The following is a 23,006-nucleotide window of genomic DNA, read 5'->3' on the forward strand; positions in this document are numbered from 1 at the left end:
CGAACTTTCTATCCAGGTACCTGCTTGCGCGCCGGCCGGTTGACGATGATCAGGCCGACAGCGATCAGCCCAAGCGCCACAAAGATCCTGGTCGTCGGCGCCTCGCCCAGAATGATAGCGCCGCAGAGGACGCCGAACACCGGCGACAGAAAAGCGAAGCTCGACAGGCCCGATGCCGGATAGCGCCTGAGCAGCCAGAACCACAGCACATAGGTGAAGGCAACTATATAGAGCGACTGGAACAGCAGCGCCAATGCCGGCAAGGCACTGACCGCGCGGATCGGCGGGCCGGCGAAAGGCATCACCAGGACACCGACAATGGCCGCACCGGCCAACTGATAAAGCAGCAATTTCTCGGCACTGGTCTCGACCAGTTTCGAACGCTTGATGACGATGCTGGTCGCCGCCCACAGGATACCGGAGCCGAGGCTGAGCAGATCGCCCATCAAGGTCATCTCGGTGCCGCCGGCAATCCCGTCGGAAAACACCGCCACCAGGCCGCAGAAGGCGAGAACGAGCCCGCCAAGCTTGCGCGCGTTGATACGCTCACCGAGCAGGAAATGGCCGCCGATCAGGACCCAGAACGGCATGGTGTTGACCAGCAGTGTGTTGCGAGCAACGGTCGTGTATTCCAGCCCGATATAGAGGCACAGGAACTCGACGCCGAACAGCACGCCGACAATGATGCCGGCGACAAGCGACCCGTCGGCCTTAAACAACCTGATGCCGCGCAGCCAGCACCAGCCGAGCACACAGAGCCCGCCAATGATCGAACGTGCGATCGAGACGAAAACCGGATCGAAGCCGGCATAGGAGATCTTGGCGGCGACGTAGTTCAGCCCCCAGGAAAAGGTCAGCCCGACCATGATGGAAGCAGCCGCCAGATCGACCGCATCGCGGCGATCCAATGCCGAGGCAACGGCCAATGTCAGTCCTCCGCGCTGGCGTCGTCGAAGCCGATCAGGTTCCAGCTCTGGCGCATATGCGGCGGCATCGGCGCGGTGACGTCGATGATGCCCTTGTCCGGGTGCGGAATGACGATGCGGCGCGCATGCAGATGCAGGCGGTTCTGAATGCCGCCCGGAAAGTCCCAGTTGGTGTCGGCCTCGAAATATTTGGGGTCGCCGAGGATCGGGCAGCCGATATAGGCGGCATGAACGCGCAGCTGGTGGGTGCGGCCAGTGTACGGCTCCATTTCCAGCCAGGTCATCGTCTGAGCCGCCTGCTCGATGATGCGATAGTAGGACACGGCGTGGTCGGCGCCCTTTTCGCCATGGGCTGCCACGCGCACGCGGTCGCCGTCCTCGGTCGGCTCCTTGATCAGCCAGGTCGAGATCTTGTCCTCACGCTTGGGCGGGACGCCCTTGACCAGCGCCCAATAGGTCTTCTTGGTCTCGCGCGCCCGGAATGACTCGGAAAGCTTCATCGCCGCAAGCCTGGTGCGGGCAACCACCAACACGCCCGACGTGTCGCGGTCGAGCCGGTGCACCAGGCGCGGCTTCTCGCCCTTCTGGCTGCGCCAGGCCTCCAGCATGTCGTCGACATTGCGGGTGACGCCCGAGCCGCCTTGCACCGCCAGGCCCGCCGGCTTGTTGAAGACGAAGACTTTTGGATCTTCGTGGATCAGCATCTTGGCCAGCACATCGGCGTCGCCCTGGTTGCGGATCGAGTAACCCGTAAGCGCACTCTCGCCCTTCTTGTCGACCTCGAGCGGCGGCACACGCACCACCTGGCCGGGCTCGACACGGCTGTCGGCCTTGACCCGGCCGCCATCGACGCGGATCTGGCCCGAGCGCAGCAACTTCTGCAGATGGCCAAAGCCGAGACCGGGGAAATGGGTCTTGAACCAGCGATCGAGCCGCATGCCCGCCTCGCCGGCCTCCACCGTGATCTGTTCTACGCCTGCCATGATTTTCGCTTTATCCGTTTCTAACGCGTGACCCCGAAAATCTACTCCGGCCTTCGGAAAGGATCATGCGCAAGATCAAAGTTTCTGCAGCGCGTCCAAAGGATGCGGCGTGCTCCAGGTCGGGGCAATAACACTATGAAACGGTTCTTGCGAGCCAAAGTCCCAGAAACAGGGCAATAATGGCGCCAACGACGCTGGCCAGCGCATATCCCAACGCCGGCAGCGTCGCTCCGCGCTCCCATAGGGTCGCGAAATCGAGCGAAAAGGCGGAGAAGGTGGTGAAGCCGCCAAGGATGCCGGTGGCGACGAACAGCCGGAGCTCATTGGAACCGCCGCGCCGCATCAGCGCGGCGATGAACAGCCCCATGGCAAAGGAGCCGACGATGTTGATCGCCATCGTCCCCCAGGGGTAGTTGGGACCGACGAGGCGCAAGGCGCCGATGTTGGTCAGGTGGCGGATGCCGGCGCCGATGCCGCCGCCGACCACAACAAGAAGCAGATTGAACATACCCGTTTACTGCCCGGCCAAGGCAGTGCGGTCAATCCCTTCAGACCAACGCCTCAGGTCGTCTCGACCTTCTTTGCCTTGCTCGAGCCGATCATCTTCCAGTTCTTGTAGAACATGGAATTGATGCGCTCGACGGTGACCGAAACGATGGCCAGAAGTCCGGCGATGAAGCCGGGGAACGGCGACGGCCGGATGATGTCCATGAACACGCAGTAGCGGCGTCCGTCATACTCGTTGACCGAGCGGTGCAGCAGCGTGTCGTCGAAAATATAGAGCGGGTTGTCGTGCCAGTAATTCCTGGCGCCGTTGCATTCGACGAAAACCTCTGCCTTCACCGGCAAGAGATTGTAAAGGATGCGCAGGCTGAGCCGCAGCGGTCCGAAATGCCAGGAAGTCGATTCCTTGCCTCTGAAGACAGACACGGCAATGGTCTTGATGTATTTGAAATCCTTGTTGAATTCCGCGACATTGTCGATCCGGTGCTTGCCGTACCACTGATAGACATACATGCCGCGACGACCGGTGCCGAAATTGGCGTCGATATCGGCGATGATCTCGTCCTTTCGCGCCTTGAAGACGTCAAGAACCTCGTTGACCTCGCGCTGATAATCGGCGGGAAACTGCTCCAGCTTCCACACGCCCGGGTTCCTGTAGCAAACGAGGTCCACCAGCAGATTGAAGGGCGACAGCAGCCAGGTGAAGATGCCATTGCCGAGGAAATAGCCGCGCAACAGCGACAGATCCCTATTGGCGTTGCGCAGTACATCGATCAGGCCGCAGACGATCCAGATCGCGGTCAGGATCGGAATGAAATAGAATCCGAGCGCGAGCAGCGGGACAGCAATCACAGCCTGGCGAAGCATTTTGCGAAGGGATTTTGTCATTTTCTGCTCGCGCGGCGCGCTGTCCCCGTTCCGAATTATCGCCCGTCCTGGCAGCCTCCCGGCCGAGTCATGCGACGTGATAGGGCTTTTTGTCATGCGGTACAATCACACTGCTGTGACTGGCGGGGACAGAATTTCAGTTCATCGCGGGCAGGCCGAGTTCGTCCCGTTTGTCCCGCGCACCTATTTTTCCCGCTCGCTGCGCAGCTTTGCCCAATAGTCCAGCCGTTTCTTGATATCGCGCTCGAAGCCGCGTTCGGGCGGATCGTAAAAGGTCTGCCGGCCCATCTTTTCGGGGAAATAGTCCTGGCCGGAAAAGGCATCGGGCTGGTCGTGATCGTAGCGGTAGCCGGCGCCGTAATCCTCCTCTTTCATCAGCTTGGTCGGCGCGTTGAGGATGTGCTTGGGCGGCAGCAGCGAACCGAACTCCTTCGCCGCCCGCGTGGCTGCCTTGAAGGCGGTATAGACGGCGTTGGATTTGGGCGCGGTGGCGAGATAGACGGTGGCCTCGGCGAAGGCCAGTTCGCCTTCGGGCGAGCCGAGATAGTCGTATGCGTCCTTGGCGGCGTTGGCCACGACCAGCGCCTGCGGGTCGGCGAGCCCGATATCCTCCATCGCCATGCGCACCAGGCGGCGGCCGAGATATAGCGGATCCTCGCCGGCGTCGAACATGCGGGCGAGATAGTAGAGCGCCGCGTCGGGATCGGACCCGCGCACCGATTTGTGCAGCGCCGAGATCAGATTGTAGTGGCCGTCCTGGCCCTTGTCGTAAATCGGCGCGCGGCGCTGCACGATGCGCTGCAACCCTTCGGGATCAAAAACCTCGCCGGGTTTGGCGGCGCGCCAGACTTCCTCAGCCAGCGTCAGCGAGGCCCGGCCGTCGCCATCGCTCATGCGGATGAGCATCGCCCGCGCCTCGTCGTCGAGCGGCAGCGCCCTGCCCTCCGTCTCCTCCGCCCGCGTCATCAGTTTGGCGATGCTGTCCTCGCCCAGCGAGTGAAACACCAGCACCCGCGCTCGCGACAGAAGCGCGGCGTTCAGCTCGAAGGACGGATTTTCGGTCGTGGCGCCGACCAGCACCACCGTGCCGTCCTCCATGACCGGGAGAAACGAATCCTGCTGGGCGCGGTTGAAGCGATGGATCTCGTCGACGAACAACAGCGTCTGGCGGCCATTGGTGCGGCGCAGCTTCGCTGCCTCGAACACTTTCTTCAGGTCGGCGACGCCGGAAAACACCGCCGATATCTGCTCGAAAGCAAGGCTTGTCTCACCGGCCAGCAGTCGCGCCACGGTTGTTTTGCCGGTGCCGGGTGGCCCCCAGAAAATCATCGAGCCGAGCGAACCGGAGTTGATGAGCCGCGTCAGTGCGCCGTCGGGGCCGGTCAGATGCTCCTGGCCGACGACCTCGCCAAGGTTTTTCGGGCGCAGCCGATCGGCCAAAGGCCGGCCGGGCGGCGCTCTTTCCGGTTCATCGACGCTGAACAGATCGGCCATCTAGGTCTTCTGGTTGGAGCACGATCCTCAGAAATGGGAAGATCGCCTCAGTAACGCAACACCTGGCGCAGTATCTGCCCGCCGCGCTCGACGGTAAAGCGCCACCAGCGCGTATCCTGCTGGGCAAGCTGCGCCAGTGTCGCCGCCGTATCGACGGTGCTGCCGTTCACCTCGCGCACGATGTCGCCGGGCTGGAAGCCGAAATCGGCAGCCGGCGAATCGCGGTTGATGTCGACCACGGTGACGCCCTTGAGGTCGGTGCGCAGGCCAAGCCGCTGGGCGAGCCTGGGCGACAGTTCCGCGACCTTGGCGCCGGAGAATGGGCTGCGGCCATGCAGCGTCACTTCCGACGCCTTGGCGCCTTCCGGCGCGCGCTCCAGTGCAATCTCCATCGTCGCCTGCTGGCCCTTGCTCAGGATGGCGAAGGTCGCCTTGGTGCCGATCGACAGGGTCGCCATGCGGTAGTCCAGCGCCTCGATGCCTTCGACGGTCGTGCCATTGAGCTGCAGCACGACGTCGCCGGGCTTCAGCCCTGCCTTGGCCGCCGGTCCGGCTTCCTCGACCGACGACACCAGCGCGCCGGTCGGCTTCTCCATGCCAAGCGATTCGGCGATCTGCGGTGTGACCGCTTCGAACTCGGCGCCTATATAGGGCCGCTCGAAGAAATCGAGCCCGGCCTTGGCCGCGTCGGCGAAGGCGCGCACCATGTTGGCCGGGATGGCAAAGCCGATGCCGATCGAGCCGCCGCTGCGGCTGTAGATGGCGGTGTTGATGCCGACCAGCTGGCCGCCCATGTTGATCAGCGCGCCGCCGGAATTGCCGGGATTGATGGCGGCGTCGGTCTGGATGAAGTAGCCCGAATCCGAAACGCCGATATGGCTGCGGGCAAGCGCCGACACGATGCCGCTGGTGGTGGTCTGGCCGACGCCGAACGGATTGCCGATGGCCAGCACCAGGTCGCCGACCTCGAGCGCGTCGGAATCGCCGATGGCGATCACCGGAAAGGGCTTGTCGGAGTTGATCTTGAGCACGGCGAGGTCAAGCGTCTCGTCCTTGAGCATGACCTTCGAGGTGAATTCGCGCCCGTCGGCGGTCGCGACCTTGACCTCGTCGGCATCCTTGATCACGTGGAAATTGGTGACGACGACGCCGCTTGGATCGACCAGCACGCCCGAGCCGAGCGATGATTGCGCGCGCGGCTGCGCGCGGCCGAAGAATTCCTCGAAGAAAGGATCGCCGTCGAAGGGCGACGTGACCTTGGCCGTCTGCGAAGCATAGACATTGACCACCGCCGGCGCCGTCTGCTTGACCAGGGGCGCAAACGACAGCTGTACCTCTTCGCGGCCGAACGGCACGCGCTTGTCGGGACCGGAGGTGCCGTTCTCGCCTTCGACGCCATGCAGGAGGTCGGTCAGCACATCGGAGAGCCCCGGATCGGCTGGCTTGGCGGCGTCCTCGGCCAGAGCCTGCCTGACTGTCGGCGCGGCTGCGAACGCCATCATGGCGAAGAGCAGAACAAGAGACAGTCGGTTGGCGCGCATTCGCGAATCCTCCAAGGCAAGTTCGGGGGCATTGTCCCGACGATTGTGCAAAATGAAAGGCTAAGCCGCTGAAATACGATTATTTTGGGCATCAAAGCAGCTATAGGTCGACTTGAAACTGAAAACCTTCGTCGGCCCTCATGAAAAAACAACTCCTGTCATTCCGTGACTTTTTGAAGACCGGCACTTTTGGGCCTGTTTTCCCTTCTCTGAAAATGATCGACATCGCCGGTATGCTAGGTCCGCCTGACGGCTGGATCACTGAACATGCAGAGACGATTCCGGTCTATTGGACTTTCGGAAAGCTCGAAATTTCCTTTGATGAAGAAGCACCTCATTGGATGAACTGGTTTCAGATCGAAGAAGCGGGCTATCTCGAAGGTGATTTTGAGGTTCTCACCGATCGCCTTGTGCTCTCATTGGATGGGTTCAGTGGAGAGACGACACCTTCGGAATTCTTGACTGCCGGCCTTTGGGCTCCAGAAGAGGCAGCGGTGTTCTACGCCGCCTTGAGCGACGAAATATTGCTGAACATCTGCGCGGGTCCCGTTCAGATTCATTTCCGAGTCGATACAGACTTCATCGAAGATGGGGACGCCCAAAAATACCTGACCAATTCCAACGTGTCGCGAGTGGTCAGCGATATAGATTCCCGCGCCACCCTCGACAGTATCTATTCCTATCCCCAACCGGCGTTCGAAGAGATCCCCGGCGCCTTCAATTGGAATCTGCTTAGCGGTCGCGACTACCTGATGCTTACTCGCTAAACGTAAGACACGCTAAACGTAGGACGCCGGTAACAAAAAGGGGCCCGAAGGCCCCTTGAAGTCATTCCTGAAAAACCGAGCCTTATGCGGCAGTGGCTTCCTCGTTGGCGCCTTCGGCTTCGAGGCGGGCGCGGTCGCCGGCGCCCTTGGCGTCGGTGTCGCGGTCGACGAACTCGATGACCGCCATGGCGGCATTGTCGCCGTGGCGGAAGCCCGCCTTCATGATGCGCAGATAGCCGCCGTTGCGGTCGGCGTAGCGCGGCGCAATCGTGTCGAACAAACGCTTGACGACGCCTTCATTGCCGATCTGGGCAATGACCTGGCGGCGCGCATGGAGGTCGCCGCGCTTGCCGAGCGTCACCAGCTTCTCGACGATCGGACGCAAATCCTTCGCCTTCGGCAGGGTGGTGACGATCTGCTCATGCTCGAGCAGCGACACGGCGAGGTTGGCGAACATCGACTTGCGATGGCTAATGCTTCGGGCGAAGCGGCGGCCTTTAAAACCGTGGCGCATGGCTCTTTTCCTTCAGTTGTTCAAGAGGCCACGGCCTCTGATGGTTTTCCGCATGACCGTCGGATCGAGCGGCCCACGCCGCCGATCCTTGGACTTCATGCTCAATATTGGTCTTCGTAACGCTTGGCGAGGTCTTCGATGTTTTCCGGCGGCCAGTCCGGCACTTCCATGCCGAGGTGCAGGCCCATCGCCGCGAGCACTTCTTTGATCTCGTTCAGCGACTTGCGGCCGAAGTTCGGGGTGCGCAGCATCTCGGCTTCGGTCTTCTGGATGAGATCGCCGATGTAGACGATGTTGTCGTTCTTCAGGCAGTTGGCCGAACGCACCGAAAGCTCGAGCTCGTCCACTTTCTTGAGCAGCGCCGGGTTGAAGGCGAGCTCGGTGACGGCCTCGGTGGCGACTTCCTTCTGCGGCTCGTCGAAATTGACGAACAGGCCAAGCTGGTCCTGCAGGATGCGGGCAGCGAATGCCACCGCGTCCTCGCCCGAGATCGAACCGTCGGTCTCGATGGTCATGGTCAGCTTGTCATAGTCGAGAACCTGGCCCTCGCGGGTGTTCTCGACCTTGTAGGAGACCTTCTTGACCGGCGAATACAGGCTGTCGACCGGGATCAGGCCGATCGGCGCGTCTTCGGCGCGGTTGCGGTCTGCCGGCACGTAACCCTTGCCGGTGTCGACTGTGAATTCCATACGGATTTCAGCGCCCTCGTCCAGCGTGCAGATGACGTGGTCGGGGTTGAGGATCTCGACGTCGCCAACCGTCTGGATGTCGCCAGCCAGAACCGCACCCGGGCCCTGCTTGCGAACGACCATGCGCTTGGGACCATCGCCTTCCATGCGGATGGCGATTTCCTTGATGTTGAGGACGATGTCGGTCACGTCCTCACGCACGCCGGCAATCGACGAGAATTCATGCAGAACGCCGTCGATCTGCACGGCGGTGACAGCCGCACCGCGCAGCGAAGACAAAAGCACGCGGCGCAGCGCGTTGCCGAGCGTCAGGCCGAAGCCACGCTCGAGCGGCTCGGCGACCAGCGTGGTCAGCGTCTTCTTCTTCGACGAGAACTCGATCTTGTTCGGCTTGATCAGTTCCTGCCAATTTTTCTGGATCATGATGCTTTCCTTCCGTTGACCCGCCACCATCCAATCGTGGCGGGCGACCTGGAGTGCCGTGGAGGAGCGCCTTGAGGCGCTCACGCGGCGTTCGGTAATGTCTTAGACGCGGCGCTTCTTACGCGGGCGGCAGCCATTGTGCGGGATCGGCGTCACATCACGGATCGAAGTGATGGTGAAGCCGGCCGCCTGCAGGGCGCGAAGCGCCGATTCACGACCGGAGCCGGGTCCGCAGACCTCGACTTCGAGCATGCGCATGCCGTGTTCCTGGGCCTTCTTGGCGACGTCTTCGGCAGCCATCTGGGCGGCGAACGGGGTCGACTTGCGCGAACCCTTGAAGCCCTGGGCACCGGCCGACGACCAGGCAATGGAATTGCCCTGCGCGTCGGTGATGGTGATCATCGTGTTGTTGAAGGTCGAATTGACGTGGGCAACGCCCGACGAGATGTTCTTGCGTTCGCGACGGCGAACACGAGCGGCGTCCTTGGCCATGATAGTCCTTTCAGTTGATCTCTACACCGCCGTAATGCCAGCGGCTCCACCTTTGAAAGCGAGTAGTGAATAGGGACTAGCGAATAGGGACCCCTACTCGCTAATGGCTACTCGCTATTCGCTCACTTACTTCTTCTTGCCGGCGATCGACTTGGCCGGGCCCTTGCGGGTGCGTGCATTGGTGTGCGTGCGCTGGCCGCGAACCGGCAGCGAACGGCGGTGACGCAGACCGCGGTAGCAGCCGAGGTCCATGAGACGCTTGATGTTCATCGACACTTCGCGGCGCAGGTCGCCTTCGACCTGGTAGTCGCGGTCGATGGTCTCGCGGATCTGCAGCACTTCCGCGTCGGTCAACTGGTTGACGCGGCGCTCGGCCGGGATGCCGACCTTGTCGACGATCTCCTGGGCGAACTTCTTGCCAATGCCGTGAATGTACTGAAGCGCAATGACGACGCGCTTGTTGGTCGGAATGTTGACGCCGGCTATACGAGCCATATTCTTCTCTTCTCCATGTGGGACCGGCCGGCCTTCAAAACAAGGCATGCGCGGCGCTGTTCAAATTACCCCGCGTCCGGTGGAGGCCGGCCCTTGCGGGAGTTCCCTAGTTTCAATGCGGCTGCCTTGCCCTTGCGGACAAGCAAGCCTCATGCCTGATAGGAAGACGGGCCGCCATAACCCAGCGAACCGTTCCAGTCAAGCGCAATCTTTACTTTACCGTAACGGTCTCCCGCGTCACCGCCGCGAGCAGCGCTTCAATCTCCGCCGTCACGGTGTCGACAGGAGCCATGCCGTCGACACTCCTAAGCGAGCGTTTGGCGTAATAATAGCCGATCAGCGGCGCCGTCTTCTTGTAATATTCCCGCAGGCGCTCTTCGAACACCACCGGATTGTCGTCCTTGCGCACCGGCTGTCCGGCGGCCTTGGCGTCGTCGGCGCGCTTGACGATGCGGCCGACCAACGCTTTGTCGTCGACGACGAACTCGATCACGGCATCGAGGCCAATGCCGCGCTCGGCGAGCATCGATTCAACCGCATCAGCCTGCACCAGCGTGCGCGGATATCCGTCGAGGATGAAACCGTTGGTGCAATCGGGCTGGTCGATGCGCTCGGCCACGATCGCGTTGACAATGGCGTCGGAAACCAGCTCGCCGGCATCCATCACCGCCTTGGCGCGCTTGCCGACTTCAGTGCCGGCCTGTACGGCGGCCCGCAGCATGTCGCCCGTCGACAGCTGCGGTATGCCGTATTTTTCTACCAGTCTTTGTGCTTGCGTCCCCTTGCCCGCTCCTGGCGGCCCAAGCAATATCAATCTCATCTGGCCTTCTTCCCCCCGCGCAGCTTCGACTTCTTGATCAGGCCCTCATACTGGTGCGCGATCAGGTGACCCTGGATCTGCGCCACCGTATCGAGGGTTACACTGACCACGATCAGAAGCGATGTGCCACCGAGGTAGAATGGTACGCCAGTCGCCGAAATCAGGAACTCGGGCAGCAGGCACACCAGCACCAGATAGATGGCGCCGACGACGGTGATGCGCGTCAGGACATAGTCGATGTAATCGGCGGTGCGCTCACCCGGACGGTAGCCCGGAATGAAGCCGGAATGCTTCTTGAGCTGGTCGGCGGTGTCCTTCGGATTGAACACGATGGCCGTGTAGAAGAAGGCGAAGAACACGATCATTGCCGCATAGAACAGCATGTAGAGCGGCTGGCCGTGGCCGAGCGAGGCGAGCACGGTGCTTGCCCAGGCCGGCAGGTTTGTCGTCTGCGAGAAGCCGGCGACCGTTGCCGGCAGCAAAAGCAGCGACGACGCGAAGATCGGCGGAATGACGCCCGACGTGTTGAGCTTCAGCGGCAGATGCGAGGTATCGCCCTGGAACATGCGGTTGCCGACCTGGCGCTTCGGATACTGGATCAGCAGGCGGCGCTGCGCGCGCTCGAAGAACACGATCAGCGCGATGACGATTATGGCCAGCACGATGATCGCGAGTATCAGCCCGGTCGATAGAGCGCCGGTGCGGCCGAGCTCCAGCGTGCCGGAGATGGCGCGCGGCAGGCCGGCGACGATGCCGGAGAAAATGATCAGCGAAATGCCGTTGCCGATGCCGCGGGCGGTGATCTGCTCGCCCAGCCACATCAGGAACATGGTGCCGCCAACCAGCGTGACGACGGTCGAGATGCGGAAGAACATGCCGGGATCGTTGACGATGCCGTTGCCGCCTTCCAGGCCCACCGAAATGCCGTAGGCCTGCACCAGCGCCAGGAGTACCGTGCCGTAGCGCGTGTACTGGTTGATGACCTTGCGGCCCTGCTCGCCTTCCTTTTTCAGCGCCTCCAGCGACGGAATGACCGAGGTCATCAGCTGCATGATGATGGAGGCTGAGATGTAAGGCATGATGCCGAGCGCGAAGATCGCCATGCGCTGCACGGCGCCGCCGGCGAACATGTTGAACATGCCGAGCACGCCCTTGGCCTGCGAAGAGAAGGCCTGCGCGAATGCATCCGGATTGATGCCGGGCAGCGGGATATAGGTGCCGAGGCGATAGACGAGCAGCGCGCCGACGGTGAACCAGATTCGCTTCTTCAGGTCCTCCGCCTTGGCGAAAGCCGCAAAATTCAGATTCGAGGCTAGTTGTTCAGCAGCCGAAGCCATGCCTGATTCTCCGCTAGAGCATGATGCCGAAAAGTGTGAAGCGGTTTTCGGACAACGTCATGCGCTACTTCTTTGATTTGTATGTCACGCTCGATGCCCGCAGCTCAGGCGGCGCGTGGCACCGAAGCTCACGAGATAAGCTCCGGGCTCTAAACATGCAAGCGGCCGCGTTGACGCGGCCGCCTAATTGATCGGATCAAAGCGCAATCGTGAACAAAAACGGATACCGTTCCTGCCGGCCGCGCTTCAAATTGCCGTTACTCCGCTGCCGCTTCCGGCAGCTTGACCGAACCGCCGGCCTTTTCGATCTTCTCGATCGCGGCCTTGGAGGCGCCGGCGACGTCGAAGGCAAGCTTTGCCTTGAGCTCGCCGTCCGAGAGGATGCGCACGCCGTCCTTGACGCGGCGGATGACGCCGGCGGCAACGAGTGCCTCGGCCGTCACGGTCGCCTTGGCGTCGAGCTTCTTGGCATCGAGCGCCGTCTGGATACGAGCCAGCGACACGACGACAAAGCTCTTGGCGAAGATGTTATTGAAGCCACGCTTCGGCAGGCGCCGATAGAGCGGCATCTGGCCGCCCTCGAAGCCGTTGATGGCAACGCCGGAGCGCGCCTTCTGGCCCTTGACGCCGCGACCGCCGGTCTTGCCGGAGCCGGAGCCGATGCCACGGCCGAGACGCTTCTTGGAGTGCGTCGCGCCGTCCTTGTCACGCAGATCGTTGAGTTTCATCTGGGTTCTCCTGCGCTTTTGCTCAGCCCTCGTCCACGACGCGGACGAGATGCTGGACGGCAGCGATCATGCCGCGCACCGAGGGAGTGTCCTCCAGCGTGCGCTGCTTGTGCATCTTGTTGAGGCCGAGGCCGACCAGCGTTGCGCGCTGTTCCTTCGGGCGGCGGATCGGCGAACCGATCTGCTCAACGGTGATGGTCTTGGTTGCTTTCTTGGCCATGGTCAAAATCCCTGGTCAGATCGACTATTCTTCAGCCGCAACGGCGGTGCCGCGGCGGGCCTGAAGGGTCGAATACTTGATGCCGCGCGCAGCAGCCACATCCTTGGGATGCATCTGGCTCTTTAGCGCGTCGAATGTGGCGCGAACCATGTTGTAGGGGTTCGACGAACCCATCGACTTGGCGACCACGTCATGCATGCCAAGCGTCTCGAAGACAGCGCGCATCGGGCCGCCGGCGATGATGCCGGTACCCTGCTTGGCAGCGCGCAGCAGCACGCGTCCGGCGCCCCAGCGTCCTTCGACGTCGTGGTGCAGCGTGCGGCCCGAGCGCAGCGGCACGAAAATCATGTCGCGCTTGGCCGACTCGGTTGCCTTGCGGATCGCTTCCGGCACTTCGCGCGCCTTGCCGTGACCGAAGCCGACGCGGCCCTTCTGGTCGCCGACGACGACGAGTGCTGCAAAACCGAAGCGACGGCCGCCCTTGACGACCTTGGCGACACGGTTGATGTGGACGAGCTTGTCCACCATGCCGTCATCGCGTTCTTCACGATCGCGGCCGCGGCCGCCATCCCTACGTTCCTGTGCCATATCCTGTTCCTTGTTTTTTTCCGGAAGCACGGTTGCTGATAAAATCCGGTGCGCCTCTTTGGGTCACCGGGGGCGAGTTATTTTTCCTTGCATGATCTTGTCCGAAAAGTCTGCAACTTTTTGCTGCGCTGACCTTCGGTTCGGGAACAGGCAATTAGAAGCTCAGACCGCCTTCACGGGCAGCCTCGGCCAGCGCCTTGACGCGGCCGTGATAGATGTAGGCGCCGCGGTCGAAGACGACTTCCTTGACGCCGGCCTTCGAAGCACGCTCGGCGATCAGCTTGCCAACAGCGGCTGCTGCCTCGGTGTCGGCGCCGGTCTTGAGCGAACCCTTGAGGTCCTTCTCGAGTGTCGATGCAGCCGCGATGGTATGGCCCTTGGCGTCGTCGATGACCTGCACGTAGATGTTCTTCGACGTGCGGTGAACCGAGAGACGCGGACGTTCGCCGGCGACCTTCTTGATCTGGCGGCGGACGCGCTGCGCGCGGCGCTGGATGGATTCCTTGGTAGCCATGATAGTCTTCCTTGCCTTCAAAAAACGGGGGCCGCCATGTGCGGTAGGCGAAAGCGCCTCCCGCGACCGCTCCCCGCGGCGTTGCACTTCTTTGGCTTGGCCTTTTCCGAAAAGTCTGCAACTTTTCGGGGCCAGGCTTACTACTTCTTCTTGCCTTCCTTGCGGACGATCTTCTCGCCGGCATAGCGGACACCCTTGCCCTTGTAGGGCTCGGGACCGCGATACTCGCGGATCTCGGCTGCAACCTGGCCGACCTGCTGCTTGTCGATGCCGGTCACGGTGATTTCCGTCGGCTTCGGCACGGTGATCGTGATGCCGGCCGGCGTCTCGTAAACGACGTCGTGGCTGAAGCCAAGCGCCAGCTGCAGGTTCTTGCCCTGGAGTGCCGCGCGATAGCCGACGCCGGTGATCTCGAGCTTCTTCTCGAAACCGTCCTTGACGCCCTGCAGGATGTTGACGATCTGCGTGCGCGACATGCCCCACTTGGAGCGGGCGGTCTTGGTCTGGTCGCGCGGCTGGACAGCGATTTCGCTGCCTTCCATCTTGACCAGCACTTCGTCGTTCACCACGAACTTCAGCTCGCCCTTGGGGCCCTTCGCCGTCACGGTCTGGCCGTTGACGGTCGCGGTCACGCCCTGCGGCAGCGAAACGGGTTTCTTTCCAATACGAGACATTTGGTTGTCCTCGTCACTTCTCTTGTTTCAGGTCTGCCGAATTAGAAAATCTGGCAGAGGATTTCGCCGCCGACATTCTGTTCGCGTGCTTCGTGATCGGCCATCACGCCCTTCGGCGTCGAAAGGATGGCGATGCCGAGGCCGTTGGCGACGTGCGGGATCGACTTGGCCGAGACGTAAACGCGGCGGCCAGGCTTCGAGACGCGGGCGATTTCGCGCACGACCGGAGCACCGTCGAAATACTTCAGCTCGATTTCGATTTCGGACTTGCCGTTGTCGAAGTCGGTCTGGCTGTAGTCGCGGATATAGCCTTCAGCCTTCAGCACGTCGAGGACGCGGGTACGCAGGCGCGAGGCCGGCGTCGAAACGCTCGACTTCTTACGGCCATACGCGTTGCGGATGCGGGTCAGCATATCGCCGAGAGGATCGCTCAATGACATGTTATGTCCTCCTTACCAGCTCGACTTGACCAGGCCCGGGATCTGGCCGTTATTGCCGAGATCACGAAGCGCGATGCGCGATACTTTGAGCTTGCGATAATAGGCGCGCGGACGGCCGGTAACTTCGCAGCGGTTGCGGATGCGGATCTTGGCCGAGTTGCGCGGCAGGGCAGCAAGCTTCAGCTGAGCGCGGAAACGCTCTTCCATCGGCTTGGACTGGTCCATGATGATCGCCTTGAGCGCTGCGCGCTTGGGACCGTACTGGTCGGCAAGCTTGCGGCGCCTGTTGTTCTTCTCGACTGAGCTGGTCTTTGCCATTTCAGATTTTTCCTTTTCTCGCTGCCGTTACTGGCGGAAGGGGAAGTTGAAGGCCTTGAGCAATGCCCTGGCTTCGTCGTCCGTCTTCGCAGTCGTACAAACGATGACGTCCATGCCCCAGATCTGATCAACCTTGTCGTAGTTGATCTCCGGGAACACGATGTGTTCCTTGATGCCCATGGCGTAGTTGCCACGGCCATCGAAGCTCTTCGGATTCAGTCCGCGAAAGTCGCGGACGCGCGGCAGTGCGATGTTCACGAGACGGTCGAGGAACTCGTACATGCGTTCCTTGCGCAGCGTGACCTTGGCGCCGATCGGCATCTTCTCGCGGACCTTGAAGCCGGCGATCGAATTACGGGCGCGGGTGACGACGGCCTTCTGGCCGGCGATCATCGCCAGGTCTTCGGCCGCGATCGAAGGCTTCTTCGAATCCGCGGTCGCTTCGCCGACGCCCATGTTCAGCACGATCTTGTCGATGCGCGGAACCTGCATCTCGTTCTCGTAGCCGAACTGCTCCTGCAGCGCCTTGCGGATGGTCTCGTTGTAGACCTGCTTGAGGCGCGGCGTGTTCTGGGCCTTGGACTGTTTGCTTTCAGCCTTGGGCTTCGTGGTTTGAGCCTTAGCCATTGATGACTTCTCCCGAGCGCTTGGCGACGCGCACCTTCTTGCCGTCCTTCTGGAAGATGAAGCCGACGCGGGTCGGCTTGCCATCCTTGGGGTCGGCCAGCGCGATGTTCGACAGCTGGATCGGCGCTTCCTTGGTGATGATCCCGCCCTCTTGGGACTGGGACTGCTTCTGGTGACGACGGATCATGTTGACGCCGCGCACCAGCGCGGTGTCTTCCTTCGGCTGAACCGAAAGGACTTCGCCCGAACGGCCCTTGTCCTTGCCGGCCAGCACGACGACCTTGTCGCCTTTTCTAATCTTTTGCATTGGTCCGGCTCCTTACAGCACTTCAGGCGCGAGCGAGATGATCTTCATGTGGTTCTTGGCGCGGAGTTCGCGCGGAACCGGTCCGAAGATACGCGTGCCGATCGGCTCTTTCTTGTTGTCGACGAGAACGGCCGCGTTCTTGTCGAAACGGATCACGCTGCCGTCCGGGCGGCGGATGTCCTTGGCCGTGCGAACCACGACCGCCTTCATCACATCGCCCTTCTTAACGCGGCCGCGCGGAATGGCTTCCTTGATCGACACCACGATGATGTCGCCTACGGAAGCGTATTTCCGCTTCGAGCCGCCCAGCACCTTGATGCACATGACACGACGGGCGCCTGAATTATCCGCGACGTCGAGGTTTGTTTGCATCTGAATCATGACTGGCCGCCTTCTTCTCTTCTAACGGGACGGGCTCAAAGCCCCTCCCCGGTCTGTCCAAAATTCGGTTTGTTACGCCTGGTCCGAAGACACGACGATCCAGCGCTTATCCTTGGAAATCGGCTTCGATTCCTGGATGAACACCTGATCGCCGACCTTGTGGGCGTTGTTCTCGTCGTGCGCCTTGTACTTCTTGGTCATGCGCACGGTCTTCTTCATCACGGGATGCGTGAAGCGCCGTTCGACCTTGACGACTACCGTCTTCTCGTTCTTGTCGCTGACGACAGTGCCCTGCAGAATGCGCTTTGGCATGATTTTCGTCCTTAAGCCTTCTTGGCCGCGGACTTTTCCGCAGCGATGGTCTTGATACGCGCAATGTCCTTGCGAACCTGCCGCACGCGCGCGGTCTTCTCGAGCTGGCCGGTGGCCTTCTGGAAGCGCAGGTTGAACTGCTCCTTCTTCAGGCTGGCCAGATCGTCGGTCAGCTGGTCCTGGGTCTTGGTCCGGATGTCTTCGGCTTTCATGATCAGCCCGTCCTTATTCTGCGATGCGCTGTACGAAGCGCGTCCTGACCGAGAGCTTGGCCGCGCCGAGACGCAGCGCCTCACGGGCGGTTTCTTCGTTGACGCCGTCGATCTCGAACATGATGCGGCCCGGCTTGACGCGCGCCGCCCAGTAATCGACAGCGCCCTTGCCCTTGCCCATGCGCACTTCGGTCGGCTTCGACGTCACCGGCACATCAGGGAAAATACGGATCCACACGCGGCCGGCACGCTTCATCTCACGAGTGATCGCGCGGCGGGCCGCCTCGATCTCACGCGCGGTGACGCGGTTCGGCTCAAGCGCCTTCAGCCCGAAACCACCGAAATCCAGGTTGGTGCCGCCCTTTGCGGTACCATGGATACGGCCCTTGAACTGCTTGCGGAACTTTGTGCGCTTTGGCTGCAGCATCGTTCTAACTCCAAATTCCTAAATAATCAGGCGTTTTCGCGACGACGACCGCGTTCGCGATCACCACCACCGCCATGCGCAGCATCACCCTCGGTCGCGCGACGCTCCGAAGCCATCGGATCGTGCTCGAGGATTTCGCCCTTGAACACCCAGACCTTGACGCCGCAGATGCCGTAAGCCGTGTGCGCTTCGGCCGTGCCATAGTCGACATCGGCGCGCAGCGTATGCAGCGGCACGCGGCCCTCGCGGTACCATTCCATGCGCGCAATCTCGGCGCCGCCGAGACGGCCGGCGCAGTTGATGCGGATGCCTTCGGCGCCCAGGCGCATGGCCGACTGAACGGCGCGCTTCATGGCGCGGCGGAAGGCGATACGACGCTCGAGCTGCTGGGCGATCGACTGGGCGACCAAGGTCGCGTCGATTTCCGGCTTGCGCACTTCAACGATGTTCAAGTGCGTCTCGGACTTCGTCATCTCCATCAGCTTCTTGCGAAGCTTTTCGATGTCGGCGCCCTTCTTGCCGATGATCAGGCCCGGGCGCGCCGCATGGATGGTGACGCGGCACTTCTTGTGCGGGCGCTCGATCACGACCTTCGAAATCGCAGCCTGCTTGAGTTCCTTTTCAAGATATTTGCGGATCTTGATGTCCTCATGCAGCAGTTTGCCGTACTCGCCGGTGTTCGCGAACCAGCGCGAATCCCAGGTGCGGTTGATGCCGAGGCGCAGACCGATCGGATTGACTTTCTGGCCCATTATGCGGCCTCCCCTTTTTCTTCGACTTCACGAACGACGATCGTGAGGTGCGAGAACGGCTTTTCGATACGGCTGGCGCGACCGCGGCCACGAGCATGGAACCGCTTCATGACGATCGACTTGCCGACATAGGCTTCCGCCACGATCAGCGCATCGACGTCAAGGTCGTGGTTGTTTTCCGCGTTGGCGATCGCCGATTCCAGCGTCTTCTTGACCGTGCCGGAAATCCGCTTGGCCGAGAATTCGAGATCGGAAAGCGCTGTCGCGACCTTCTTGCCGCGGATCAGCGCGGCAACCAGGTTCAGCTTCTGCGGGCTGATACGGATCGTGCGCAGAACGGCGCGCGCTTCGTTGTCAGCAAGCCTGCGCGGAGCTTTGGCCTTGCCCATGATTATTTCCTCTTCGCCTTCTTATCCGCGCCGTGACCGTAATAGGTCCGGGTCGGAGCGAATTCACCGAACTTGTGACCGACCATGTCCTCGTTCACCGAGACGGGAACATGCTTCTGGCCGTTGTAGACACCGAAGGTGAAGCCGACGAACTGCGGCAGGATGGTGGAGCGACGGCTCCACATCTTGATCACCTCATTGCGACCACCTTCACGAACCTTGTCCACCTTCTTGAGAAGGTAGCCGTCGATGAAGGGGCCTTTCCAAATAGAACGAGTCACTTGGCGTTACCTCTTCTTAGCTCTTGCGCTGATGGCGCGAGCGCAGGATGAACTTGTCGGTCGNTCGGTCGCCTTGTTGGACCGCGTCTTCTTGCCCTTGGTCGGCTTGCCCCACGGGCTGACCGGATGACGGCCACCGGAGGTGCGGCCTTCACCACCGCCATGCGGATGGTCGACCGGGTTCATGGTCACGCCGCGATTGTGCGGGCGCTTGCCGCGCCAGACCGTGCGGCCGGCCTTGCCGTCGTTGATGTTGCCGTGGTCGGGGTTCGACACGGCGCCGACGGTGGCCATGCAGGAGCCGTGAACGACACGCTGCTCGCCCGAATTGAGGCGCAGGATCGCCATGCCCTGGTCGCGACCGACCAGCTGGCCGTAGCCACCCGCCGAGCGGGCAACCTGGGCGCCCTTGCCCGGCTTCAGCTCGATGTTGTGGACGATCGTGCCGACCGGCATCGAGGCCAGCGGCATCGCATTGCCCGGCTTCACGTCGACCGATTCGCCGGCCACGATCTTATCGCCGGCGGCAAGGCGCTGCGGAGCGATGATGTAGGACAGCTCGCCATCGTCATACTTGATCAGCGCGATGAAGGCGGTGCGGTTCGGATCGTATTCAATGCGCTCGACCGTGCCGACGACGTCGAACTTGCGGCGCTTGAAGTCGATGATGCGGTACGAACGCTTGTGACCGCCGCCGATGAAGCGGGCCGTGATGCGGCCGTGATTGTTGCGGCCGCCCGACTTGGTCAGGCCTTCGGTCAGGCCCTTGACGGGCTTGCCCTTGTAGAGGCCCGAGCGGTCGACGATGACCAGCTGGCGGGTGCTCGGCGTTACCGGGTTGAATTTTTTAAGTGCCATGTTTCTGTCCTCGCGGCCTAGCTCAGAGACCCGTCGCGACGTCGATCGACTGGCCGTCGGCCAGCGTCACGATCGCCTTCTTGACGTCGCTCTGGCGGCCGATCGTGCCGCGGAAGCGCTTGATCTTGCCCTTGCGGACAAGCGTGTTCACGGCCGTAACCTTGACGCCAAACAGCGCTTCGACAGCAGCCTTGATTTCCGGCTTCGACGCCTTCTTGGCGACGTTGAAAACAACCTGGTTGTTCTCGGAAGCCATGGTCGACTTTTCGGTGATCGCCGGCGAGACGATCACGTCGTAATGACGGAGGTCGGTCATTTAAAGCGCTCCTCGAGAGCCTCGACGGCGGCCTTCGAAAGGACCAGCGTGCCGCGGCGCAGAATGTCGTAGACGTTGATGCCCTGGATGGGCAGCACGTCGATGTTCGGGATGTTGGTCGCCGCCAGCTTGAAGTTCTGGTCAAGCTCGGCACCGCCGATCACCAAGGCGTTGGTCAGGCCCAGCGTCGCGAAATTCGCGATCAGCGCCTTCGTCTTGGCCTCGGTCAGCTTCAGCTCGTCGATGATGATGATCGACGCGCTCTTGGCCTTGGCCGAGAGAGCATGCCGCAAGCCCAGAGCGCGCACCTTCTTCGGCAGATCGTGCTCGTGGCTGCGAACGACCGGGCCGTGGGCCTTGCCGCCGCCGCGGAACTGCGGAGCGCGTGCCGAATGGTGACGGGCGCGGCCCGTACCCTTCTGCTTGTACATCTTGGCGCCGGTGCGCGCGATTTCGGCGCGGCCCTTGGCCTTGTGCGTGCCCTGCTGGCGCTTGGCCAGCTGCCAGCGCACGACGCGCTGCAGGATGTCCTCGCGCGGATCAAGGCCGAAAATCTCCTCGGAGAGTTTCACCTTGCCGGCGTCCTTGCCGCCAAGCGTTGTGATCTTGAGATCCATTATTCTGCTCCCTCTGCGGCCGGAGCCTCGTTCGTGGCAGCGCTCGCTGCAGCAACCGGGCGGATCGCGGCAGGCTTCGGCGCATTGGCCGGCAGTGCCACCTTGGCCGCATCGCGGACCAGGATCCAGGCGCCCTTCGATCCGGGAACCGCACCGCGGATCAGGATCAGGCCGCGATCGGCGTCGGTCGAAACGATCTCGACATTCTGTGTGGTGACGCGGGTGTCGCCCATGTGGCCAGCCATATGCTTGCCCTTGAACACTTTGCCCGGATCCTGACGCTGGCCGGTCGAACCGTGCGTACGGTGCGAAACCGAGTTACCGTGCGTCGCGCGGCCACCACCCATGTGATGGCGCTTGATGACGCCCTGGAAACCCTTGCCGATCGTCGTGCCCGTCACATCGACCTTCTGGCCGGCGACGAAGTGCTCGACGGTGATCTCGGCGCCGACATCGATCATGTTGTCGGCGGAGACGCGGAACTCGGCGACCTTCGCCTTCGGCTCGACGGAAGCGGTCGCGAAATGGCCGCGCATCGCCTTCGACGTGTTCTTCACCTTGGCAAGGCCAACGCCGAGCTGGACGGCCGTATAGCCGTTCTTCTCCTGCGTGCGCTGAGCCACGACCTGGCAGTTCTCCATCTGGAGAACGGTGACGGGAACATGTTCCCCGGCATCATTATAGATGCGGGTCATTCCCACCTTCTTTGCAATCACACCTGAACGCATCGGTTCAATTCCTTTAGAGTTCCGGGCCAGGGGCACCGCCCCTTACCGCGCTCTCATTCCCTTAGAGCTTGATCTCGACGTCGACACCGGCGGCCAGATCGAGCTTCATCAAAGCATCGACCGTCTGCGGGGTCGGATCGACGATGTCGAGCAGACGCTTGTGCGTGCGCATCTCGAACTGCTCGCGGCTCTTCTTGTCGACGTGAGGCGACCGGTTGACCGTGAACTTTTCGATCCGCGTCGGCAGCGGAATGGGGCCGCGGACGTTTGCTCCGGTGCGCTTGGCCGTCGACACGATTTCTTTCGTCGAGGCGTCGAGCACGCGGTGATCAAACGCCTTCAGGCGGATGCGGATATTCTGTCCGTTCATGCGTCACTTCCTTGTTCTGGCGCGGCGCGGGCAAATCCTGCGCCCGCGACAGATCGGTTTAAGTCCAAATTACTCTTTGATGGTGACGACGATGCCGGCACCGACGGTACGGCCGCCTTCACGGATGGCGAAGCGCAGCTTCTCTTCCATGGCGATCGGCACGATCAGCTCGACATCGACCGTGATGTTGTCGCCGGGCATAACCATTTCCGTGCCTTCCGGCAGCGACACGATGCCGGTCACGTCGGTCGTGCGGAAGTAGAACTGCGGACGGTAGTTGGTGAAGAACGGCGTGTGACGGCCACCTTCGTCCTTGGTCAGGATGTAGGCTTCGGCCACGAACTTCTTGTGCGGCTTCACCGTACCGGGCTTGGCCAGAACCTGGCCGCGCTCGACGCCTTCACGATCAACGCCGCGCAGCAGCGCGCCGATGTTGTCGCCGGCCTGGCCCTGATCGAGCAGCTTGCGGAACATCTCGACGCCCGTGCAGGTCGTCTTGGTCGTCGGGCGGATGCCGATGATTTCCAGTTCCTCGCCGACCTTGACGATGCCGCGCTCGACGCGGCCGGTCACGACCGTGCCACGGCCCGAGATCGAGAACACGTCTTCGATCGGCATCAGGAACGGCTTGTCCAGCGGACGAACCGGCGTCGGGATATAGGCATCGACCGCAGCCATCAGCTCGCGGATCGCATCTTCGCCGATGGTCTTGTTGGAATCTTCGAGTGCTGCCAGCGCCGAACCCTTGACGATCGGAATGTCGTCGCCGGGGAACTCGTTCTTCGACAGAAGCTCGCGAACCTCGAGCTCGACCAGTTCGAGCAGCTCGGCATCGTCGACCTGGTCGACCTTGTTCAGGAACACCACGATCGACGGCACGCCGACCTGACGGGCAAGCAGGATGTGCTCGCGGGTCTGCGGCATCGGGCCGTCGGCGGCCGACACCACCAGGATTGCGCCGTCCATCTGCGCAGCACCGGTGATCATGTTCTTCACATAGTCGGCGTGGCCGGGGCAGTCGACATGGGCGTAGTGGCGCGCTGCCGTCTCGTATTCGACGTGCGCCGTCGAAAT

The 23,006-nt window shown here is 61.9% G+C and carries 34 protein-coding genes and 1 pseudogene; 1 reads left to right on the forward strand and 34 read right to left on the reverse strand.

The genetic code is table 11. The annotated features are described in order from the left end of the window. Positions 1–8 precede the first annotated feature (8 nt). From X727_RS137485 to X727_RS137460, 6 genes are all read right to left on the reverse strand, one after another. A complete protein-coding gene (locus tag X727_RS137485; RefSeq protein ID WP_023835260.1) occupies positions 9–926 on the reverse strand; it encodes a DMT family transporter in 918 nt (305 codons plus the stop codon). 2 nt (positions 927–928) lie between these two features. Then, positions 929–1,909, reverse strand: a complete 981-nt coding sequence (locus X727_RS137480) for an RluA family pseudouridine synthase (RefSeq protein WP_023726804.1) — start codon at positions 1,907–1,909, stop codon at positions 929–931. A 133-nt stretch (positions 1,910–2,042) separates the two neighbouring features. Beyond that, positions 2,043–2,417, reverse strand: a complete 375-nt coding sequence (gene crcB, locus X727_RS137475) for a fluoride efflux transporter CrcB (RefSeq protein ID WP_023688419.1) — start codon at positions 2,415–2,417, stop codon at positions 2,043–2,045. Between the two features lie 53 nt (positions 2,418–2,470). Next, positions 2,471–3,301 carry an aspartyl/asparaginyl beta-hydroxylase domain-containing protein gene (locus X727_RS137470; protein WP_023835261.1) on the reverse strand — a complete coding sequence of 277 codons (831 nt, stop codon included), beginning with the start codon at positions 3,299–3,301 and terminating at the stop codon, positions 2,471–2,473. A gap of 183 nt (positions 3,302–3,484) precedes the next feature. Further along, positions 3,485–4,795 carry a replication-associated recombination protein A gene (locus X727_RS137465; protein WP_023835262.1) on the reverse strand — a complete coding sequence of 437 codons (1,311 nt, stop codon included), beginning with the start codon at positions 4,793–4,795 and terminating at the stop codon, positions 3,485–3,487. 47 nt (positions 4,796–4,842) lie between these two features. Then, positions 4,843–6,336, reverse strand: coding sequence for a DegQ family serine endoprotease (locus X727_RS137460; protein ID WP_023835263.1), 1,494 nt, complete (start codon positions 6,334–6,336; stop codon positions 4,843–4,845). 140 nt (positions 6,337–6,476) lie between these two features. Between X727_RS137460 and X727_RS137455 the strand changes: the two genes are divergently transcribed. Next, positions 6,477–7,103 carry a hypothetical protein gene (locus tag X727_RS137455; RefSeq protein ID WP_023752307.1) on the forward strand — a complete coding sequence of 209 codons (627 nt, stop codon included), beginning with the start codon at positions 6,477–6,479 and terminating at the stop codon, positions 7,101–7,103. 82 nt (positions 7,104–7,185) lie between these two features. Here the strand turns inward: X727_RS137455 and rplQ are convergent, their stop codons facing one another. The 28 genes and pseudogenes from rplQ to tuf form a co-directional block, all read right to left on the reverse strand. Further along, on the reverse strand, positions 7,186–7,617 hold the full coding sequence (rplQ, locus tag X727_RS137450) for a 50S ribosomal protein L17 (RefSeq protein WP_023691248.1): 432 nt from the start codon (positions 7,615–7,617) through the stop codon (positions 7,186–7,188). Between the two features lie 101 nt (positions 7,618–7,718). Continuing rightward, positions 7,719–8,729: a DNA-directed RNA polymerase subunit alpha gene (locus X727_RS137445; RefSeq protein ID WP_023682599.1), complete on the reverse strand. Its 1,011-nt coding sequence runs from the start codon at positions 8,727–8,729 to the stop codon at positions 7,719–7,721. A 102-nt stretch (positions 8,730–8,831) separates the two neighbouring features. Beyond that, complete coding sequence (gene rpsK / locus X727_RS137440) at positions 8,832–9,221, reverse strand: 30S ribosomal protein S11 (protein ID WP_023825601.1); 390 nt, start codon at positions 9,219–9,221, stop codon at positions 8,832–8,834. Positions 9,222–9,347: 126 nt separating this feature from the next. Continuing rightward, the gene (rpsM, locus tag X727_RS137435) at positions 9,348–9,716 is read right to left on the reverse strand and encodes a 30S ribosomal protein S13 (protein WP_006205445.1); all 369 of its coding nucleotides are present in this window, start codon (positions 9,714–9,716) and stop codon (positions 9,348–9,350) included. Positions 9,717–9,927: 211 nt separating this feature from the next. Continuing rightward, complete coding sequence (locus X727_RS137430; RefSeq protein WP_023701778.1) at positions 9,928–10,536, reverse strand: adenylate kinase; 609 nt, start codon at positions 10,534–10,536, stop codon at positions 9,928–9,930. Continuing rightward, a complete protein-coding gene (gene secY / locus X727_RS137425) occupies positions 10,533–11,873 on the reverse strand; it encodes a preprotein translocase subunit SecY (protein WP_023672761.1) in 1,341 nt (446 codons plus the stop codon). Before secY ends, X727_RS137430 begins: the two co-directional genes overlap by 4 nt. A gap of 257 nt (positions 11,874–12,130) precedes the next feature. Next, positions 12,131–12,601 (reverse strand): 50S ribosomal protein L15, encoded by a 471-nt coding sequence (rplO, locus tag X727_RS137420; protein WP_023672760.1) that lies wholly within the window; start codon positions 12,599–12,601, stop codon positions 12,131–12,133. A gap of 22 nt (positions 12,602–12,623) precedes the next feature. Further along, positions 12,624–12,821, reverse strand: a complete 198-nt coding sequence (gene rpmD, locus X727_RS137415; RefSeq protein ID WP_006205449.1) for a 50S ribosomal protein L30 — start codon at positions 12,819–12,821, stop codon at positions 12,624–12,626. Between the two features lie 24 nt (positions 12,822–12,845). Further along, on the reverse strand, positions 12,846–13,409 hold the full coding sequence (gene rpsE, locus X727_RS137410; RefSeq protein ID WP_006333394.1) for a 30S ribosomal protein S5: 564 nt from the start codon (positions 13,407–13,409) through the stop codon (positions 12,846–12,848). A gap of 154 nt (positions 13,410–13,563) precedes the next feature. Then, on the reverse strand, positions 13,564–13,923 hold the full coding sequence (rplR, locus tag X727_RS137405) for a 50S ribosomal protein L18 (protein WP_023682602.1): 360 nt from the start codon (positions 13,921–13,923) through the stop codon (positions 13,564–13,566). Between the two features lie 140 nt (positions 13,924–14,063). Continuing rightward, positions 14,064–14,597 (reverse strand): 50S ribosomal protein L6, encoded by a 534-nt coding sequence (gene rplF, locus X727_RS137400; protein WP_023682603.1) that lies wholly within the window; start codon positions 14,595–14,597, stop codon positions 14,064–14,066. Between the two features lie 41 nt (positions 14,598–14,638). Continuing rightward, a complete protein-coding gene (rpsH, locus tag X727_RS137395; RefSeq protein ID WP_006205453.1) occupies positions 14,639–15,037 on the reverse strand; it encodes a 30S ribosomal protein S8 in 399 nt (132 codons plus the stop codon). Between the two features lie 12 nt (positions 15,038–15,049). Next, positions 15,050–15,355, reverse strand: coding sequence for a 30S ribosomal protein S14 (rpsN, locus tag X727_RS137390; RefSeq protein WP_010909282.1), 306 nt, complete (start codon positions 15,353–15,355; stop codon positions 15,050–15,052). Between the two features lie 27 nt (positions 15,356–15,382). After that, the gene (gene rplE, locus X727_RS137385; protein WP_023672755.1) at positions 15,383–15,982 is read right to left on the reverse strand and encodes a 50S ribosomal protein L5; all 600 of its coding nucleotides are present in this window, start codon (positions 15,980–15,982) and stop codon (positions 15,383–15,385) included. Further along, a complete protein-coding gene (gene rplX / locus X727_RS137380; RefSeq protein WP_013531428.1) occupies positions 15,975–16,289 on the reverse strand; it encodes a 50S ribosomal protein L24 in 315 nt (104 codons plus the stop codon). The genes rplE and rplX overlap by 8 nt, the downstream gene beginning before the upstream one ends. A gap of 12 nt (positions 16,290–16,301) precedes the next feature. Beyond that, entirely contained in the window at positions 16,302–16,670 is a 369-nt protein-coding gene (gene rplN / locus X727_RS137375; RefSeq protein ID WP_006205457.1) for a 50S ribosomal protein L14, read from the reverse strand. 72 nt (positions 16,671–16,742) lie between these two features. Beyond that, positions 16,743–16,982 carry a 30S ribosomal protein S17 gene (gene rpsQ, locus X727_RS137370; RefSeq protein ID WP_010909280.1) on the reverse strand — a complete coding sequence of 80 codons (240 nt, stop codon included), beginning with the start codon at positions 16,980–16,982 and terminating at the stop codon, positions 16,743–16,745. Positions 16,983–16,993: 11 nt separating this feature from the next. Beyond that, entirely contained in the window at positions 16,994–17,194 is a 201-nt protein-coding gene (gene rpmC, locus X727_RS137365; protein ID WP_006205459.1) for a 50S ribosomal protein L29, read from the reverse strand. A gap of 13 nt (positions 17,195–17,207) precedes the next feature. Further along, on the reverse strand, positions 17,208–17,621 hold the full coding sequence (gene rplP, locus X727_RS137360) for a 50S ribosomal protein L16 (RefSeq protein ID WP_006205460.1): 414 nt from the start codon (positions 17,619–17,621) through the stop codon (positions 17,208–17,210). 26 nt (positions 17,622–17,647) lie between these two features. Next, positions 17,648–18,373, reverse strand: a complete 726-nt coding sequence (gene rpsC, locus X727_RS137355; protein WP_023672753.1) for a 30S ribosomal protein S3 — start codon at positions 18,371–18,373, stop codon at positions 17,648–17,650. Continuing rightward, on the reverse strand, positions 18,373–18,762 hold the full coding sequence (gene rplV, locus X727_RS137350) for a 50S ribosomal protein L22 (RefSeq protein WP_006205462.1): 390 nt from the start codon (positions 18,760–18,762) through the stop codon (positions 18,373–18,375). Before rplV ends, rpsC begins: the two co-directional genes overlap by 1 nt. Positions 18,763–18,764: 2 nt before the next feature. Beyond that, positions 18,765–19,043: a 30S ribosomal protein S19 gene (gene rpsS, locus X727_RS137345; RefSeq protein WP_006205463.1), complete on the reverse strand. Its 279-nt coding sequence runs from the start codon at positions 19,041–19,043 to the stop codon at positions 18,765–18,767. Positions 19,044–19,059: 16 nt separating this feature from the next. Continuing rightward, positions 19,060–19,901: pseudogene (rplB, locus tag X727_RS01000000165155) on the reverse strand (50S ribosomal protein L2). A gap of 22 nt (positions 19,902–19,923) precedes the next feature. Then, positions 19,924–20,217 (reverse strand): 50S ribosomal protein L23, encoded by a 294-nt coding sequence (locus X727_RS137340; RefSeq protein ID WP_023672751.1) that lies wholly within the window; start codon positions 20,215–20,217, stop codon positions 19,924–19,926. After that, complete coding sequence (gene rplD / locus X727_RS137335) at positions 20,214–20,834, reverse strand: 50S ribosomal protein L4 (RefSeq protein WP_023672750.1); 621 nt, start codon at positions 20,832–20,834, stop codon at positions 20,214–20,216. The genes X727_RS137340 and rplD overlap by 4 nt, the downstream gene beginning before the upstream one ends. Then, positions 20,834–21,562 (reverse strand): 50S ribosomal protein L3, encoded by a 729-nt coding sequence (gene rplC, locus X727_RS137330; protein WP_023691244.1) that lies wholly within the window; start codon positions 21,560–21,562, stop codon positions 20,834–20,836. Before rplC ends, rplD begins: the two co-directional genes overlap by 1 nt. Positions 21,563–21,623: 61 nt before the next feature. Further along, positions 21,624–21,932 carry a 30S ribosomal protein S10 gene (gene rpsJ, locus X727_RS137325; RefSeq protein WP_010909272.1) on the reverse strand — a complete coding sequence of 103 codons (309 nt, stop codon included), beginning with the start codon at positions 21,930–21,932 and terminating at the stop codon, positions 21,624–21,626. 69 nt (positions 21,933–22,001) lie between these two features. Next, positions 22,002–23,006, reverse strand: a 1,005-nt coding sequence (gene tuf / locus X727_RS137320; protein ID WP_031204767.1) for an elongation factor Tu, incomplete at its 5' end; no start/stop codon positions are given.

This window comes from Mesorhizobium sp. L103C105A0 (genome assembly GCF_000502215.1).
Taxonomy (GTDB): Bacteria; Pseudomonadota; Alphaproteobacteria; order Rhizobiales; family Rhizobiaceae; genus Mesorhizobium.